Raw genomic sequence first — 14,064 nt, 5'->3', positions numbered from 1 at the left:
CGCTCGCTAGCCACTTATATGGTTAGCCTACACCACGTGCAGCACAGGAACAAGTTTTGATGTCACCCGCGATGCGTCTCTTGCCACTTCCCTGACTCACTACTGTCCTCATCGCAATGGCATCGCGTCCACTATTCTTTTACAGATATGTGCTGTGCCGTATGCACGCCGGCGCCATGCTCATAGACGAGATTACCGCCGGTATGGCCGGTCGCACTGATGGCGACCAGTCCGATCGTCGCCACCATAAAATACGCAATAAGGGCCTTTGTACTGAAGCGATTGCGAAGCAGCAGCCGAGAGAGAAACAAGACCGTCATAATACCGAGCGTCATGTAGGCCAGCGTTTCATGGGTCTCGATGAGGGCTTCTGCCACCCCGGCTTTCTCCGCTGCCCCTTCCGCCTGCCCTCCCGCAATCGCGGCGACGATGCCTCCCAGGAGCCCTAAGCCCAATAGCCATTGCGCGGCTTCGCGGAGGCTGTCGCGGGTGAGGGCTGCACTGGCTATATCAAAGAGGACACTGGCGAAGAGCAGTGCGATCGGAAAATGAACGAGCATCGGATGAAATGGGATCGTCATCGCCGGGTCTCCTTTGTCATGAGGGCAGGCTGCGCGGGATCAGGCCGGACCGTTCCGGCCTGATCCCGTTGAAATCACTGTCGCGCTTACTTCTTGTGGCTTCCTTCGTGCTTGGCTGCTTCCTTGTCTTCTGAGACCAGTCCCGATTGTGCGTCGACGGTATATTCCCGGCTCTCCCCGCTGCTGCTGACCACGGTGATCTCATACTCGGTCTTGCCATCTTCAGCTTCCAGTTCCGCTTCAATGACCCGGCCCGGGTACTTGTCCGTGACGGCCTTGATTGCCTGTTCCAGCGAGACTGCCGTCTTGGGGATGCTTTTGTGATCCTTGTCGGCAAGTGCCAGTCCGGCAAAGGCGGTAAGGGAAACTGCCACACAGGCTGCCATGATGAGCTTCTTCATAATGAGACCTCCTTATTGAATAGTGGAATAAGAATGAACCGACGCTGCTCTGGTATGCAGACTACCCGGTCAACATGAGGGGCCTATGAAGCGAAGATGAAGAATTCTTCATCGAAGCCTGTTCTGCCTCAGACATCAGTTGTCATATAGGGGAAACGGCCTCTGTTCACGGGGGTGAAAGAATATTCCTTGACGGCGGACGGAAACGACGGTATCCCCATAGGGCATGGCATCTCCCTCCACCAGTCTCGCCTATGGATCGGTTCTGCTCGCTGCGGCCCTCTGGGGCGGCTCGATTGTGGCACAGAAGATGGCCCTCGGGTCGTTCTCCGCCGTCGAGGCCTCGGTCCTGCGCGACATCGGTGGCCTGGCCATTCTCCTGACCACTTGGTGGTGGCAGGAAGGGACCCTGGCCAAGATGACCAAGGCGGATCTGCGCCTGTTGGGATTGCTCGGACTCGGTGTGTTGGGCAACCACCTCTTCATTCTCATGGGGCTCAACTATGTGAGCGGGGCTGTGGGTGGGGTGATCATCGGATCGAGTCCGGTGGTGACATCGTTGCTCTCGGCTTTGTTGATTCAGGATGTTCCGCTACGAGCCGTCTGGGCTGGCGGTCTCTTATCCTTTGCGGGGGTGGGGTTGGTCTCTGTGGCAGGGTTCCAGGCCGCGGGCGATCAGCCGCTGCTCGGCAGCCTGCTGGTCTTCCTCGGTGTGGTGAGCTGGGCCCTCTATAGTATCGGCAGCCGCCAGCTTATGGAGCGCCACTCGGCCCTTACCGTCAATTGGACAACACTCCTCGTCGCCACCGTTCTCCAAATTCCTCTCTTGTGGACGGACCGCAAGATGCTGGAGGCAGGACTTGGGTCCGTGACAGAGGCGGATTGGATGGCGCTGGGCTATCTGGTCCTGTTCGCCACGGCCATCGCACAACAGGCCTGGCTGTTCGGCGTGAAGGGCATCGGGCCTTCGCGCGCTTCCGTCCTGGGCAATCTGACCCCTGTGGCCGCCATCGTGCTGTCTGCATTGCTGTTGAAAGAATCAGTGGGTACGAATGAAATCCTCGGCATCGCGCTGATTTTGGCAGGGGTGTGGGTCGTGGATCGGCAAACCTCCCGTCTCACCATTTAGTCGGCTGCTGAAAAAGCCCGCCAGCTTCGTTCTCGCATCGTTCAGGCCCTCAACGTACCCTAAAGGGTACGCCTCGGGCCTTCGCTCGCTGCGGCCTTGCTGGACGGCCTTTTTGAGCAGCCTGCAAGATCGATTGTTCAGCTTCAATCGCTGGTCCCTGCAGTCTAGAGGCACGGGATCATGGCTTCCATCCGCCTCTGGCCCCTAGCCTCTCGCCCTTCTCTCCAGGATTACAGTATGATACGGCTCATTTTTCAGCGAAGGAGCCCTGCATGCTGGAGCAACGTATCGAGGAAGTGAACAAAGCGAACCATGCCTTCTATGCCGCGTTCGGCAATCTCGACATCGCCGAGATGGACAAGGTCTGGGCGCATCAGGAATATGTCACCTGTGTCCACCCCGGTTGGTCGTTGCGGTCGGACTGGCCGGCAGTCCGTGACTCCTGGGTCTTGATCTTCAATAATACCTTCTCGATGACCTTCGAACTTACCGACGTGATGGTGCAGGTGGCGGGCGATATGGCCTGGGTCGTCTGCGTGGAGCACATCACCACCCATCAATCCGACGAACCCCAGCAGGCGCAGGTCTTAGCCACGAATCTCTTCGAACGGATCGGGGATGAGTGGTTGCTGATACATCATCATGGGAGTGCGGTCATGGGCTAATGGTTCCCCTGTGCTCCCGGAACGCGCACGATCAGAATGTGCTCGTTCGACGGGCGCAGTGGGGGAACCAATCAGCCCATGACCTTGGGAGAGTAGGGGAAAGACTGCGCAACGCGCGGCATGAGAAGGCCCTCGTTGGACGGGCGCACGTCGAGAGCAAGAACCGCCTCAGCCCATTGTTTAAGGGTGGGGGGAAGAGAAGGGATCGTTCGACGGGCCAAGTAGCGGGCAGTACGGAGGTTGTCATGTCACCTGGTTTTGTTGAGATTGAAGAGAAGATTCGGTCTCTGAGTTTCGAAGATAAAACCGAGTTGCTGCGGGTTTTGATCGAAGAGCTCGATGGCCAGGCTGATGCCGATGTCGAGCGTGTTTGGTTAGTTGAGGCACAAAGACGCTATCGCGAAGTCCGCGAGGGGAAAGTGAAGTCAATGTCCGGCGAAGGTGTCTTTGAGAATGTCCGTGCCCGCCTGAAGCAACGGGTCATCGCTTGACTTGGTATTACTGCAACGCCTGTCGCTAAACTGAGATGAGATGAGTGGATTTTATTGGTGGCCAGGCAGTCAAGTGCAAAGTCAAGCAATGACCCTGCCTTCGCTTGTGCTCCTCAGTGCTCGCTCAAGTATTCAAGTTGACTGAAGAAGAAAGAAGGCAGCTCTTGCCTAGCGGTCGACAAACTCTTTTTAATAATCGAGTCGCGTGGGCGAAGTTCCATCTGAAAAAGGCTCTCGTGGTAGAGACTCCGCGTCGTGGCGTATACAGAATTACGGATCGCGGGAAAGAGCTTCTACGCAGTGTGCCTGAACGGATTGATATTTCCACGCTAAAGCAATTCCCAGAGTTTCGTGCGTTCATCTTAAATAGTCGTCGGAATGAAGAGGTGGGACAGCTCGGTGGAGAAAACACGCAAGTGCTTGCTGGTCAGGCACTTTCCGCCAGTCGCCTCGAAATTCAAACCCACTACACGCCTGAAGAATTGATGGCCCAAGGACATAGCCAATTAACAGTACAGCTTTCCACAGAGTTGCTTGATCGAATCAAGTCAGCATCTCCAGCGTTCTTTGAACAGGTCGTTGTGGAGCTTCTCTTGTCTCTGGGGTACGGGGGCTCTAGGCTCGATGCGGGCCAAGTAGTTGGGCGAAGTGGGGATGAGGGAATAGATGGTGTGATTAAGGAAGATCGGCTTGGTCTCGATATTATCTACATCCAGGCAAAACGTTGGGAGAGTGTAGTTGGTCGTCCTGAGATTCAGAAATTTGCGGGTGCTTTACAAGGACAGAGGGCGAGGAAAGGCATTTTTATAACTACTTCCTCATTTTCCAAGGAAGCCATTTCGTTTGCCTCTTCTATCGAGAGCAAAATTGTGCTGATTGATGGTGACCACCTTACTCGCTTGATGATTGAGAACAATGTTGGGGTAACAAAGGTCGCTGGGTATGAGATAAAGCGGATCGATTCCGACTATTTCGGCGAAGAATAATAAAGGCGATGGGAGTAGTAGGCACTCTGACGGTTAGGATTTTGGTGCTGCGGCGGTGGGGAGTTCTTTGCCGCGGATAGGGTTGGCCCAGTCTGAATGTAAGTGGGCAGTGCGCGTATTATGCGGAATAGTGTTTCCCGAGGTGGTCGCGTTGAAAACGGATGATGTGTCGGATCAATAATTCCTGGTCCTGTGTGGTCATTCTGACGAAGCGGGTATGTAGGCGGTAGGTATCGACCTGATACGGGAGTGGCTCTAGCCGCAGCACTTCGGCATAGGCTTTGAAGATGACTTTATCGGGCAGGATCAGCGTGAGCGACAGAATTTCACCGGGCTTGTAGACCTCGTTCACGGTCACGCCAATACCCCCGCCGCTGATGTTGACGGTCTTCTCTATGAGCGGACCCTCTGTTCTGTCTGTTTCGGCCTGAATGCTGATGGGCAAGACGACGTTGATGCGAAAGTATGCGCGACGGTCTTTGGGGGATGGCTGTGAAATTGGTGCATCAGATGGCATGTCACGCAAAAGTATATCAAATTCAAGAGGGGATAACGGGGCAGGTTACGGTATTTGGCGAATTCTTCGATCGTCCCGGCTGTCAGAGATCGGACTCTAGCCTGTAGGAAGTCGTCGACGCCAGGTGAGATAGTTGAGAAAGTGCTCCCGGCAGACAACGTGACATTGCGAGGTGGAATCATGAAAACGGTTACGCTTGAAGTACGCTCACCCGAAGAAGGCATGAGTGAGTTTGTGGAGACTTGGAGGTCCGGGAAGGCCCAACGGTCGGCGCGTCGCGTTCAACGTGACGTGAAGGCCGTTCACAGTGATGTGACGGCTCTGTTGTCTGCGGGCCTGTTAAACCGCACCGAGACCGGCAACATCGAGTTCCCCTACGAGGCCATCAAAGTTGAATTCCTTCTCCATGCTGCGTAGTCCATCGGATATGCAGTCATAAGTTGGCAGAAACCGTTCTCTGGTATGGCGGCGACGGGCGTTAGAATTTTGGTGCTGCGGCGGTGATGGGGGCTTCTTCGACACGGATGGTGTTGGCCCATTCGGCGACGAACGTGTATTGATTGTGTCAGCGATAGACTTCCCTGCGGTGCCCAATCTTGATGATCTCGATCAGTTTCTGGTTATCATCTATGGTGTAGACGACGCGATAATCACCTTGTCGGATACGATAGGAGTCCTGCCCCGCCAGTTTCTCGCTGTTGGAAGGCCGTGGGGTTGCCGCAAGTTCCTTGATTCGTTGGATGATTCGCTGAAGATCGGCTTTGGGGATTTTCCGCAGATCACGTTCTGCGGACTTCTTGAAGAGGAGGCTATAAGAGCCCGTCACGTTTCAGGTCCTCAATTACCTTTTCGAAGGGACGGGAAGGCTCTTTGCGTCGTGCGGTCACAGCGGCTAGGTCGATGTCGTCTTCCCGCATAGCTTCCAGCACTGCGGCATTGACCAGATCTGAGACGGTCCGATCCGTCGAGGCTGCTTTGGCTTTCAGGGCCCGGTACACTTTGGGCTTTAGATAAACCGTCGTTCTTGTATCTGTTGCCATGGTCGGCTCCAGCTTTCGCAAGAGGGGCGCTGCTTCTCGTGTTGGTATTGTAGCATGGCCGAGGAATGTCGGCTAGCCAGCTTGGTTGGCGACGGGTGTTAGGATTTTGGTGCTGCGGCGGTGGAAACTTCTTCAACGCGAATGGTGTTGGCCCACTCTGCGACGATGGGGTCTCGTTCTTCCATCGACATTCCGGCATACTTCATGAACATCTGGGGGCCTTTACGGCGGCGCCAGGTGAGGTAGGCGAGAAAATGCTCACGGCAGATGCTGTGCGTGCCGGCAGGAGCGTAGACTCTCGTTTGGCAGCCCTTAATCAGACAGGTCAGGTCGTGCATTCCATCCTCCGGTTTAGCAGGATGCTGAAAAAGCCCGCCAGCTTCGTTCTCGCATCGTTCAGACCCTCAACGTACCCTACGGGTACGCCTCGGACCTTCACTCGCTGCGGCCTTGCTGACGGCCTTTTTGAGCATCCTGCGGGGGTAAGCCCCGTATCTGTCAGATCTACAGGTCACCGAGGTTCCACTGCGCTGAGATGGGTGTTCCGTGGTCTGTTAGAAACCATAGTATGCAGGACGGACGGACTGATTATCAACCAGGCTCAGCTTGACGCCTGAACCTCCGTTCCGGTAAGTCCATGGCTATGATTGGCTCGCTGAATATCCTCGCCATATTCTTGGTCGCGCTTATTTCTCTTCCCAGCTGTGTGTCGGCATCACGTGAGGGGCTTCCTCCTGGGAGTCCCTTTGCGGAGACCGCTGCGACGAGTCTCTTGCCTCAGGGGATTGCAGTGGGGGATGTCACAAGCGGGTCGGCCCTGCTCTGGGTGCGGACTGACGGGCCGATGACGGTGCAATTTGAGTGGGCGCCGGTGGCGGCCTGGGATCTTGTGTCGAAGATGGCGATTGCTATTGCTCCCGTGGCGTGTTCGCCCCTGTTCACGACCGGCCAGGAGACTGATTTTACCCTGGCGGTTCCCATTGGAGGATTGATGCCGGCCACCAGGTATCGATTCTATGTCGTTGCCGGCCGCAAGGGGCGCGAGGGGACGCCGACGGAGGCGCATGCGGCGCTACAAGGTGAATTTACGACGCTCCCCGATGCGAAGAGTCATGCGCCCGTGACCTTTGCCTGGAGTGGCGACTTGGGTGGGCAGGGGCTCTGTCGGCGGGGCGTTGCGGGCTATCCGATCTTCGATATGTTGCGGAAGCAGCCGCTTGATTTCTTTCTGTTTCTCGGTGATACGATTTATGGTGACGATCTCTGCCCTTCTCCTCCGAACGAACCGGGCGCCGATTTTCGAGCGACGAACCTGGCCGAGTACCGTGCCCGTCATCGCGATCAACGGAGTGCAGAGGCGTTACGGCGGTTTCTCGCTAACGTCCCGGTCTCTGTCATCTGGGACGATCATGAAGTACGGAACGACTTTGCCGGGCCTTTCGATAGCCAGATGCCGCCGGGGCGTCAGGCCTTGCGCGAGTATTGGCCGATCCCTGTTGCGCCTGACGATCCCCAACGACTTTATCGCACGGTGCGGGGCGGGGCGGATCTCGAACTCTTTGTCCTCGATGCTCGGCAGTATCGGAGTCGCAACATTGACCCGGACGGTCCGGCGAAGACAATGCTGGGAGCACCTCAGCTTCAGTGGTTGCTGAAGGGGCTGACCGAGTCGACCGCGACATGGAAAGTGATTGTGTCCAGTGTGCCTCTCTCTATTCCGAAAGGCGGAGGCGGAGGTGCCTCGGGGTACGATGGCTGGGCCGGAGGGCCTGGCGGTCCAGGGTTTGAGCGGGAACGACACGTGATCGTGGATGCCATTCTCGGACAACAGATGAAGAACGTGGTATTTCTGGCCGGTGATGTCCACTATGTGCAAGCGAATGCGTACGATCCGAACGGGGACGGGATTCCAGACTTTCACGAATTTGTGGCTGGCCCCTTGTCCGCTGCGCCAGGCCGGCAGACGCCGCCCAATAAAGAGTTACGTCCGACCACATTGATCAACGAAACCGGGTACATGAATTTCGGCCTCATTCGAGTCACCCAGTCCTCCTTCGACGTGACGATCCTCGACGAGGCCGGGACTACCAGGTTTTCCCACCATCTAGCGGCCAAGTAACCGCCGTCTTCTGCGAAAATCCTCTTGAAATCCGGACAGGTTGCCAGTTACGGTACATGTTCTCTTGCGTGTCAGTTTGAGGTCTGATGAGGTGATTGGTGCTGTTGCAGCTGATTTCTGTGCTGGGTGCGCTGATGGTGTTGTCGGCCTATGGTCTGATTCAGGGTGGCGTCTGGCGTGAGCTGGACGCGGGCTACCTGGCATTGAACATCGTCGGGTCGCTGTTGCTGGGAATCGTTGCGATTGCGGATCAGCGGGTGGGATTCATTTTCTTAGAGTTTGCGTGGGCCGGCCTTGGATTGGTCGGTGTCGTCAGAGCCGTCAAGGCCAGGCGTACTACGAATTAACAGGGTTCGAATGAAAGGACTATACAGATGGCGGGATTGATGTCAGCGGATGAAATTTTCGAGAAGGCTCAAAATGCTGCAGCGGCGGCCACGAATCCTGATGAAAAGGCCATGCAGATCGATTATCCGGCGCTCAAAGAAAAAATCCGTGCGGCCTTAGGCGATCGCAAAGTGGCGCGCTGCCATATCAACAAGTTCTTGCCGGAGGGTTACGAAGATCAGGGGCGATTCAACTTGCTGCTCCTCACCGCCGGCAATGTCGTCTTCGACATGGTCATCGGGGACTCGTACTTTCGCTACGATGTCGTGTCGGTCGGGCAGCTGGACAAGGTCCAGGTCATCGATGCGATGTGGGACAACAAGGAAAAGCGCAAGGAAGAGCCGTTCCTGAGCCTCCGCCTGATGCATGCCGAAGAGGCCCACCTCTTGTTGGCGCTGGAAGATGACGAGCGGACGAGCTTGTTGGCCTTCGCCAGCGCAGTGTCGGCAGTCCGGAACCCCGAAAAGTAAAGTAGAAGGCTGCTTAAAAAGCCCGTCCAGCAAGGCCGCAGCAAGTGAAGGCCCGAGGCGTACCCTTAGGGGTACGTTGAGGGTCTGAACGAAGCGAGAGCGAAGCTGGCGTGATTTTTCAGCAGCCTGAGGGATTAGGCGTGACGGTAGAAGGGGAGCGCCTGCACTGTTGCGTCGTGGCGAATCCCCTCGATCTCGACAGCAAGGGTAGTTCCGGGGGCTGAAAAGTCTCGGAGTGGGAAGGCCAGGGCGATCGGGCCCTTGAGCTGTGGGGATTGTGTCGCGCTGCTGACCCAACCGATTTCCCGGTCTCCAATGAAGAGCTTGGCTCCCTTTGGCGGGATGATCGAGCCTTTCATGACCAACCCGACTAAGTGCCGCCTGACGTTTCCATAGGTATCCATCCGCGCGACTACTTCCTGCCCAGGATAGCAGCCCTTGCTCAAACTGAACGCTTTCCCTTCCAGGTTCGCTTCCGGTGGAACGATTTCTTCATTGAGGTCCGGTCCCGCTTTGGGCAGGCCCGCTTCGATCCGGAGCGCCTCGCGAGCTTGTCCGCCAACGGCTTTGATGCCATAGGTCGCGCCTGCTTCCATGAGCCGCTCCCAGGCCGTGCTGAGGGCTTCAACGGGCAGTAATACTTCGAGGTCCGTCTCTCCGGTCTCTTCTGTTCGTAGGACGAACGAGGCATGGCCGCCGATCTGGGCTGCGACGGCGCTGACCGGCTTGAGATCGCTCATCTCGACACCGAAAGCGGCGCTGACGGTTGCACAGGCTTTGGGCCCGCTGACCAGCAAGAGCCCCCAGGATTCTGCACAATTCTCCATCTTCGCTTTGATACCGTAGAGCAGAAATTTTTTGAGTGCGAGAATGGTGGCCTCGCCAACCTCTCCGACATCTTCTACCCAGAGGCTGTCAGCCATTGTATAGACTCGAAAGTAGCCGAGCATCTTACCCTTATGTGTGAGGAAGCTCGAGTAGCGGCCTTGGCCTGGCTGGAGCGGAAGAATGTCGTTGCTGATGAGTCCCTGCAGCCATTTCACGCGATCGTCGCCGGTGACGCGGATCTTGCCACGGTGGGAGAGATCTGAGAGTCCGACGGCTTGGCGGACCGCCTGATATTCCTCGACCCATTTACCATAGTGAGCGGGCATGTCCCATCCGGCAACTTCCTCGAAGGTGGCGCCAAGCGTTGTGTGGAGATCGTGGATGCGTGACTGTTTCATAGTTCCTCTTAATAGCTTGGAAGCTTTCAGCCTTCAGTATTCGGATTCAGCTGACTACTGATGGCTGTGTGCTGACCGCTGATTACTTCCTCAACCAGGTCTTTCAGCCGAGCGGAGAATTCATTGCGTGAGACAATCTTGGTCACGCCCAGTGTTCTGGCCCGGTTGAACGTATCGACTTCTTCGTGATTGGCGAAGGCCAGGATGGGGATGGACTTCAAATTCACGTCGGATTTGAGCGTCTCCAAGGCTTGAAAGGCGTTCAAGGTCTCGTCATTCATGTTCAAAATGAATGCGGACGGGGTCATGGCCGAAGCCTTGTCGGCGATATCCTGCTGCGTCCTGGCCCGCTCGATCTTGTAGCCCTTCGCCATCAAGGCGTCACGGACTTTGGTGTAAAAGAAGATGTCGGTGACACCGACGAGGATGGCTTTTGGGTTTGTCTGGTCCATTTGGTTTATTTGATTTTTCTAGTTTCTTAGGTTTAAGAGGGGAGTCGTACAGGTCAACTGCTTAGTCCGAGTCGAAACAAACCAGTTCAGTTGAGTGAACTGATCAACCGCCCCAGCGCTTTCTTGGCTAACGCGTAATTGGGATTGAGGGCCATGGCTTTCTTGTAGGAGTCGATAGCCTCGGTCCATTGGCCCTTCTTCTCGTAGACGCGACCCAGGTTGAGATGGGGGAAGGCGGGGCTCTCATACCGTCTGGCCTGCAGGGCTTTCTGGAACCAGGCGATCGCTTCGTTCAATTCACCCTTTTCGATCAGGTATGCCCCGATGTCATTGTAGGGGTTGCCGAATTCCGGGTCCTGCGCGATCGCGTTGTGACATTCCTCGATCGCATCATCGAGCCGCCCCATGAAGCTGTAGGTCCAGCCGAGAAAGGTATAGGCTTCAGCCGTGGGATGGGTCTGAATCGATTTCTTATAGAGCGTCACGGCCTCTTCCAGTTCGCCCTTCATCTGGCGTTCATAGGCCTGCTGAAACAGCTGCCAGGCTTCGCGTTTATCTTCTTCGTGGCCTTCGCCTTGGATTAGAAAATCTTGTACATCCATAAAAACACAAAGAGCTAATGGCTTATAGCAGGGACAAAGAATTCCGGAATCGCCTTGTGCCATAAGCTATATGCCATATGCTCCCCCTGCTATTCTTGTTTCAGCTTCTTCTTGATCAACTCTGCGCCGTAGCGACCTGAGAGCAACATCGAGCCGAAGGCCGGGCCCATGCGGGGCGTGCCGTATACGGCTGCCACGGCCAATCCGATCACGAAACAGTTGGGATAGACTTCGCCGGTGCGGTCCATGATTTCCTGCTCAGACTGTGCGACCCACATGGCTCCGTTGCCGGGGACGGCCTTGTGAAGATTCCGCTTGTGCAGGAGCTCTACGACGATGGCATCGTGGCCTGTGGCATCCACGACAATCTTGCTTTCAAGGGCAATGGGGTCTACGTGGATGATGTCATGGCCGGCCATTTCTGCCGTCGTGCTATTGACCACCACCCCTTCCAGGACCGCATCGCGCCGAATAATCAGGTCGACCACTCGCGTGAGGTTCATGATCTTGGCTCCGCCTCTGTAAGCCGCGGCGATTAGTGCGCCGGTGGCATGCGGGGGATCGACCATATACATGCCTTCGCATTCCGTGATCTTTTTGCAGGGCACGCCGATTTCTTCGAGGATTTCATTGGCCGGTTCGCAGATGGTGGCCTTGTTCATCAGATAACCACCGGACCAAAAACCGCCGCCCAGGGCGAGGCTCTGTTCGACGATGACGGTCTTGAATCCCATCGCAGCCAGGTCATGGGCGCAGATCAAGCCGGAAGGGCCGGCGCCGACGATGATCACATCGCTCTCGATGAGCTGATCGAACTCTTTGTAGTACTCCCGCGCGATCTGGCGGGTAATGTCTCGTTCGCGTAATGGGGCTGGTGTTGGTGGCTTTGCCATCGAATCTTCTCCTTCATCGACTGCTGAAAATGGCTTCCGGCTTCGTTCTCGGCTCTACCAAATCCTCAACGTACCCCTGAGGGTACGCCTCCGGTTTGGTCTCGCCTGCGGCCTTGCCGGAAAGCCATTTTGAGCAGTCTTATCGATAAATCTCGGAGCCGGTTTTTTTAAATTCTTCTGCTTTTTCTTTCATGCCGATTTGAATCGCTTTGTGTTCGTCGACTTGTAGTTGCGCGGCATAGTCCCGGACATCCTGCGTAATCTTCATCGAGCAGAAATGCGGCCCGCACATCGAGCAGAAGTGCGAGACCTTCGCGGCATTGTCCGGCAAGGTTTCGTCGTGGAAGAGTTTGGCCGTGTCCGGATCGAGCGATAGATTGAACTGGTCTTCCCACCGGAACTCGAAGCGGGCCTTGGAGAGCGCGTTGTCTCTGATCTGCGCGCCCGGATGGCCCTTGGCGAGATCCGCTGCGTGAGCGGCGATCTTGTAGGTAATGACGCCGGTCTTCACATCTTCACGGTCGGGGAGGCCCAGGTGTTCCTTGGGCGTTACATAACAGAGCATCGCACAGCCGAACCAGCCGATCATGGCGGCTCCGATGCCGGAGGTGATGTGGTCGTAGCCCGGTGCGATATCGGTCGTGAGAGGCCCCAACGTGTAGAAAGGCGCTTCCTGGCAGGCCTTCAATTGCTTTTCCATGTTGACCTGGATCATGTGCATGGGCACATGGCCCGGGCCTTCGATCATGACTTGGACATCATGCTTCCAGGCAATCTTGGTCAGTTCACCCAGGGTCTCGAGTTCGGCAAACTGTGCCTCATCGTTGGCATCCGCAATGGAGCCAGGGCGCAACCCATCGCCCAAGCTGAACGACACGTCGTAGGCCTTCATGATCTCGCAGATTTCTTCGAAGTGGGTGTAGGTGAAGTTTTCTTCGTGATGAGCCAGACACCACTTCGCATGGATCGCTCCGCCGCGAGACACGATGCCAGTCATACGTTTGGCGGTCATCGGCACGTAAGCCAAGCGCACACCGGCATGGATGGTGAAGTAGTCGACGCCTTGTTCGGCCTGTTCGATCAAGGTGTCGCGAAACAGTTCCCATGTCAGGTCTTCGGCCTTGCCCCCGACTTTTTCCAGCGCTTGATAGATCGGCACGGTGCCGATGGGCACCGGCGAATTGCGAATGATCCACTCGCGGGTTTCGTGGATGTTTTTGCCGGTGGAGAGGTCCATCACCGTGTCGGCGCCCCAGCGAATGGACCAGATCATCTTTTCGACTTCTTCTTCGATGGAGGAGGCGACGGCAGAGTTGCCGATGTTGGAATTGATCTTCACCAGGAAGTTGCGGCCGATGATCATCGGTTCGCTTTCCGGATGGTTGATGTTGGCCGGGATGATCGCGCGGCCACGGGCGATTTCATCGCGGACAAATTCTGCCGTGATGACGGGGGGGATGCTCGCACCCCACGATTGGCCCGGGTGTTGGGTAACCCCGCCGCCATGTCCGTTCCGCGAGGCCAGTTCGCGCGCTACTTCGCGGGATTGGTTCTCCCGGATCGCGATGAACTCCATTTCCGGTGTGACGATGCCTTTTCTGGCGTAGTGGATTTGGGTCACGTTCATGCCGGGTTTGGCTCGCAGCGGCTTGCGAATGTGCTGAAACCGGAGTTCGTCCAGCTTGGGATCGGTCGCGCGCAGGCGGCCATACAGCGACGAGACATCTGGGAGCTCGGCCACATCGTTTCTGCCGAGGATCCAGTTTCTGCGGTAGGGAGCCAAACCTGCCTTGGCGTCGATTTTGACGTTTGGATCAGTGTAGGGGCCTGAAGTGTCGTAGATCGTGATCGGTTCATTGGCGATGGGCAGGCCCCCATTCATCGATTTGGTGGGGGTCAGGCTGATCTCTCTCATCGGGACCTTTACGCCGGCCTGTGCTCCCTGCACGTAGACTTTTCGCGAGGCAGGAAAGGGCGTGGTCGTCAAGGTCGATCCGGCGGACTTCTGTCCGTTCCCAGTGGCAGATCCATTGCCGATTGTCTGGTCGCTCATGAGGAGATCCTTTCTTCAGGATGCTATCAGCCCCCAGCTCTTAGTCTGCAAT

At 56.4% G+C, this 14,064-nt stretch carries 19 protein-coding genes and 1 pseudogene; 9 read left to right on the top strand and 11 right to left on the bottom strand.

Features of this window, described 5'->3' with window-relative positions:
* Positions 1–131: 131 nt before the first annotated feature.
* Both Q7U76_02060 and Q7U76_02055 read right to left on the bottom strand, forming a co-directional pair.
* Complete coding sequence (locus Q7U76_02060; GenBank protein ID MDO8355160.1) at positions 132–581, bottom strand: DUF2231 domain-containing protein; 450 nt, start codon at positions 579–581, stop codon at positions 132–134.
* Positions 582–667: 86 nt separating this feature from the next.
* Positions 668–982 carry a PepSY domain-containing protein gene (locus tag Q7U76_02055; protein MDO8355159.1) on the bottom strand — a complete coding sequence of 105 codons (315 nt, stop codon included), beginning with the start codon at positions 980–982 and terminating at the stop codon, positions 668–670.
* A 226-nt stretch (positions 983–1,208) separates the two neighbouring features.
* Between Q7U76_02055 and Q7U76_02050 the strand changes: the two genes are divergently transcribed.
* The 5 genes and pseudogenes from Q7U76_02050 (at position 1,209) to Q7U76_02030 (ending at position 4,253) form a co-directional block, all read left to right on the top strand.
* Complete coding sequence (locus tag Q7U76_02050) at positions 1,209–2,111, top strand: DMT family transporter (GenBank protein ID MDO8355158.1); 903 nt, start codon at positions 1,209–1,211, stop codon at positions 2,109–2,111.
* Between the two features lie 272 nt (positions 2,112–2,383).
* Positions 2,384–2,776 (top strand): nuclear transport factor 2 family protein, encoded by a 393-nt coding sequence (locus tag Q7U76_02045; GenBank protein MDO8355157.1) that lies wholly within the window; start codon positions 2,384–2,386, stop codon positions 2,774–2,776.
* Between the two features lie 245 nt (positions 2,777–3,021).
* Entirely contained in the window at positions 3,022–3,267 is a 246-nt protein-coding gene (locus Q7U76_02040) for an addiction module protein (GenBank protein ID MDO8355156.1), read from the top strand.
* Between the two features lie 116 nt (positions 3,268–3,383).
* A pseudogene (locus tag Q7U76_02035) lies at positions 3,384–3,554 on the top strand (winged helix-turn-helix domain-containing protein).
* 15 nt (positions 3,555–3,569) lie between these two features.
* On the top strand, positions 3,570–4,253 hold the full coding sequence (locus tag Q7U76_02030; GenBank protein MDO8355155.1) for a restriction endonuclease: 684 nt from the start codon (positions 3,570–3,572) through the stop codon (positions 4,251–4,253).
* A gap of 118 nt (positions 4,254–4,371) precedes the next feature.
* On the opposite strand, the gene Q7U76_02025 is transcribed toward Q7U76_02030, so the two are convergent.
* Positions 4,372–4,770: a PilZ domain-containing protein gene (locus tag Q7U76_02025; GenBank protein MDO8355154.1), complete on the bottom strand. Its 399-nt coding sequence runs from the start codon at positions 4,768–4,770 to the stop codon at positions 4,372–4,374.
* Between the two features lie 180 nt (positions 4,771–4,950).
* On the opposite strand from Q7U76_02025, the gene Q7U76_02020 reads away from it, so the two are divergent.
* Entirely contained in the window at positions 4,951–5,187 is a 237-nt protein-coding gene (locus Q7U76_02020) for a hypothetical protein (protein MDO8355153.1), read from the top strand.
* Between the two features lie 148 nt (positions 5,188–5,335).
* Here the strand turns inward: Q7U76_02020 and Q7U76_02015 are convergent, their stop codons facing one another.
* The 3 genes from Q7U76_02015 to Q7U76_02005 all read right to left on the bottom strand — a co-directional run bounded on the left by Q7U76_02015 (position 5,336) and on the right by Q7U76_02005 (position 6,148).
* Positions 5,336–5,596, bottom strand: coding sequence for a type II toxin-antitoxin system RelE/ParE family toxin (locus Q7U76_02015; protein ID MDO8355152.1), 261 nt, complete (start codon positions 5,594–5,596; stop codon positions 5,336–5,338).
* Positions 5,580–5,810, bottom strand: coding sequence for a CopG family transcriptional regulator (locus tag Q7U76_02010; protein ID MDO8355151.1), 231 nt, complete (start codon positions 5,808–5,810; stop codon positions 5,580–5,582). Before Q7U76_02010 ends, Q7U76_02015 begins: the two co-directional genes overlap by 17 nt.
* Before the next feature lie 98 nt (positions 5,811–5,908).
* Positions 5,909–6,148 (bottom strand): hypothetical protein, encoded by a 240-nt coding sequence (locus tag Q7U76_02005; protein MDO8355150.1) that lies wholly within the window; start codon positions 6,146–6,148, stop codon positions 5,909–5,911.
* A gap of 299 nt (positions 6,149–6,447) precedes the next feature.
* On the opposite strand from Q7U76_02005, the gene Q7U76_02000 reads away from it, so the two are divergent.
* The 3 genes from Q7U76_02000 (at position 6,448) to Q7U76_01990 (ending at position 8,786) form a co-directional block, all read left to right on the top strand.
* Complete coding sequence (locus tag Q7U76_02000; protein MDO8355149.1) at positions 6,448–7,929, top strand: alkaline phosphatase D family protein; 1,482 nt, start codon at positions 6,448–6,450, stop codon at positions 7,927–7,929.
* Positions 7,930–8,027: 98 nt separating this feature from the next.
* Positions 8,028–8,276, top strand: coding sequence for a hypothetical protein (locus tag Q7U76_01995; protein ID MDO8355148.1), 249 nt, complete (start codon positions 8,028–8,030; stop codon positions 8,274–8,276).
* Between the two features lie 27 nt (positions 8,277–8,303).
* Positions 8,304–8,786 (top strand): hypothetical protein, encoded by a 483-nt coding sequence (locus Q7U76_01990; GenBank protein ID MDO8355147.1) that lies wholly within the window; start codon positions 8,304–8,306, stop codon positions 8,784–8,786.
* 134 nt (positions 8,787–8,920) lie between these two features.
* On the opposite strand, the gene Q7U76_01985 is transcribed toward Q7U76_01990, so the two are convergent.
* The 5 genes from Q7U76_01985 to thiC all read right to left on the bottom strand — a co-directional run bounded on the left by Q7U76_01985 (position 8,921) and on the right by thiC (position 14,012).
* Positions 8,921–10,012 carry an aminomethyltransferase family protein gene (locus tag Q7U76_01985; protein ID MDO8355146.1) on the bottom strand — a complete coding sequence of 364 codons (1,092 nt, stop codon included), beginning with the start codon at positions 10,010–10,012 and terminating at the stop codon, positions 8,921–8,923.
* Between the two features lie 26 nt (positions 10,013–10,038).
* Complete coding sequence (locus tag Q7U76_01980; protein MDO8355145.1) at positions 10,039–10,464, bottom strand: histidine kinase; 426 nt, start codon at positions 10,462–10,464, stop codon at positions 10,039–10,041.
* An 86-nt stretch (positions 10,465–10,550) separates the two neighbouring features.
* Positions 10,551–11,066: a tetratricopeptide repeat protein gene (locus Q7U76_01975; GenBank protein ID MDO8355144.1), complete on the bottom strand. Its 516-nt coding sequence runs from the start codon at positions 11,064–11,066 to the stop codon at positions 10,551–10,553.
* Positions 11,067–11,155: 89 nt separating this feature from the next.
* The gene (locus tag Q7U76_01970) at positions 11,156–11,959 is read right to left on the bottom strand and encodes a sulfide-dependent adenosine diphosphate thiazole synthase (GenBank protein MDO8355143.1); all 804 of its coding nucleotides are present in this window, start codon (positions 11,957–11,959) and stop codon (positions 11,156–11,158) included.
* Between the two features lie 139 nt (positions 11,960–12,098).
* Positions 12,099–14,012: a phosphomethylpyrimidine synthase ThiC gene (gene thiC / locus Q7U76_01965; GenBank protein ID MDO8355142.1), complete on the bottom strand. Its 1,914-nt coding sequence runs from the start codon at positions 14,010–14,012 to the stop codon at positions 12,099–12,101.
* Between the last annotated feature and the right edge of the window lie 52 nt (positions 14,013–14,064).

This window comes from Nitrospirota bacterium, from assembly GCA_030645475.1.
Classification (GTDB): domain Bacteria; phylum Nitrospirota; class Nitrospiria; order Nitrospirales; family Nitrospiraceae; genus Palsa-1315.
Note: the sequence above shows the minus strand (reverse complement) of the source record. Positions and strands in the feature narration are given on the sequence as shown.

What these genes read in the sequence shown, in the direction of transcription:
- Q7U76_01970 (MDO8355143.1), bottom strand. Translation starts at nt 11,959, where the DNA reads ATGGCAAAGCCACCAACACCAGCCCCATTACGCGAACGAGACATTACC.
- Q7U76_02060 (MDO8355160.1), bottom strand. Translation starts at nt 581, where the DNA reads ATGACGATCCCATTTCATCCGATGCTCGTTCATTTTCCGATCGCACTG.
- Q7U76_02050 (MDO8355158.1), top strand. Translation starts at nt 1,209, where the DNA reads ATGGCATCTCCCTCCACCAGTCTCGCCTATGGATCGGTTCTGCTCGCT.
- Q7U76_02005 (MDO8355150.1), bottom strand. Translation starts at nt 6,148, where the DNA reads ATGCACGACCTGACCTGTCTGATTAAGGGCTGCCAAACGAGAGTCTAC.
- Q7U76_02020 (MDO8355153.1), top strand. Translation starts at nt 4,951, where the DNA reads ATGAAAACGGTTACGCTTGAAGTACGCTCACCCGAAGAAGGCATGAGT.
- Q7U76_01990 (MDO8355147.1), top strand. Translation starts at nt 8,304, where the DNA reads ATGGCGGGATTGATGTCAGCGGATGAAATTTTCGAGAAGGCTCAAAAT.
- Q7U76_02040 (MDO8355156.1), top strand. Translation starts at nt 3,022, where the DNA reads ATGTCACCTGGTTTTGTTGAGATTGAAGAGAAGATTCGGTCTCTGAGT.
- Q7U76_02010 (MDO8355151.1), bottom strand. Translation starts at nt 5,810, where the DNA reads ATGGCAACAGATACAAGAACGACGGTTTATCTAAAGCCCAAAGTGTAC.
- Q7U76_01985 (MDO8355146.1), bottom strand. Translation starts at nt 10,012, where the DNA reads ATGAAACAGTCACGCATCCACGATCTCCACACAACGCTTGGCGCCACC.
- Q7U76_01975 (MDO8355144.1), bottom strand. Translation starts at nt 11,066, where the DNA reads ATGGATGTACAAGATTTTCTAATCCAAGGCGAAGGCCACGAAGAAGAT.
- Q7U76_02025 (MDO8355154.1), bottom strand. Translation starts at nt 4,770, where the DNA reads ATGCCATCTGATGCACCAATTTCACAGCCATCCCCCAAAGACCGTCGC.
- Q7U76_02055 (MDO8355159.1), bottom strand. Translation starts at nt 982, where the DNA reads ATGAAGAAGCTCATCATGGCAGCCTGTGTGGCAGTTTCCCTTACCGCC.
- Q7U76_02000 (MDO8355149.1), top strand. Translation starts at nt 6,448, where the DNA reads ATGGCTATGATTGGCTCGCTGAATATCCTCGCCATATTCTTGGTCGCG.
- Q7U76_01980 (MDO8355145.1), bottom strand. Translation starts at nt 10,464, where the DNA reads ATGGACCAGACAAACCCAAAAGCCATCCTCGTCGGTGTCACCGACATC.
- Q7U76_02045 (MDO8355157.1), top strand. Translation starts at nt 2,384, where the DNA reads ATGCTGGAGCAACGTATCGAGGAAGTGAACAAAGCGAACCATGCCTTC.
- thiC (MDO8355142.1), bottom strand. Translation starts at nt 14,012, where the DNA reads ATGAGCGACCAGACAATCGGCAATGGATCTGCCACTGGGAACGGACAG.